Here is a 1,056-nt window from a genome sequence, read left to right on the forward strand (position 1 = left end):
CGACAGATCCGCGTTCGCACCGGTCGAGAGGTTGAGCGCGCCGGCCACGATCGACGAGTTCTTGGCGCCTGCGGTCGTCTGCAGGGCACCGGAAGCACCCGCCGTCTTGACGGTCTGCACACCGGTCGCGAGATCGATGGCATTCAGAACGTCGTTGACGTTGCCGGCCTGAAGGTAAACGGTCGAGTTGCCGTTGCCATCCGTGACCAAATTGCCGACCTGGGTGGAACCCGTTGCGACTGTGGTGGGCGTCTTCGCGTTCGAGAACGTAATCGTCTTGCCGTCCACGTTCAGCGTCGATCCGTCCTGGATCAGGGTTCCGAGCGTGCTCGAAGCGGTCGAGCGCGCCTGGGTGACGGTGACTTGGCCGCTGCCGGCCGCGCCGGTCAGGCCGAGGGCCTTCAGAAGGTCGGACCGACCGGTGATGCTGAGGTCAGCGCCGGTACCCGTGCTCAGGGTAACCTTGCCGGCGGCGATGCTGTTAGCAGTGCCGCCGCCGCTCAGGGTAGCAGCGCCGCTGGCGATCGAGACCGTCTGAGCTCCGCTGGCAATGTCGATGGCATTCAGCAGGTCCTGCGCAGTACCCGTCGCAGCCGTAGCGCCAAGATAGACGGTTGAGTTACCGTTACCGTCCGTGAGGACATTGCCGACGGTGCCGGATCCCGACGGGATATTCGCCCCGGTCGGAACGTCCGCGGTCTTGAACGTGATCGTGTGACCATCGACGGTCAGCGTTTCACCGTCGGTAGGTGCCGCGTTAGCAGCGATGGTCGTCGCACCGGCGGTACCGGCCAGCTTCAAGGTGCCGCTGAAGGCGGTCGTACCGTCGCCAGCCACTGCAGCCGAGCCGGTCAGGGCAGCCGAGGTACCGCCGAGCGTCGTCGTTCCGGTCGCAACAGTCGCGCCGCCGGCAGCACCGGAGAACAGCACGTTGGAGAGCGCGGTCGTGCTGGTGTAGGTCGTGGTGCCGCGCAGGTCGGAGGCCGTCGCACCCGCAATCGTGGTCGAGACGTTCGACTTGGTCGAATAGCCGACCGTGGTCTGCAGCGCCTGGTT

General features: G+C 65.8%; 1 protein-coding gene. It reads right to left on the minus strand.

All coding sequences use genetic code 11. The features are described from left to right. A partial coding sequence (locus ABIB90_RS41605; RefSeq protein WP_354202984.1) for a DUF1522 domain-containing protein occupies positions 1-1,056 on the minus strand: 1,056 nt, incomplete at both ends.

Origin of the sequence: Bradyrhizobium sp. JR4.1 (assembly GCF_040548605.1) — a bacterium.
GTDB classification, from domain to species: domain Bacteria; phylum Pseudomonadota; class Alphaproteobacteria; order Rhizobiales; family Xanthobacteraceae; genus Bradyrhizobium; species Bradyrhizobium canariense.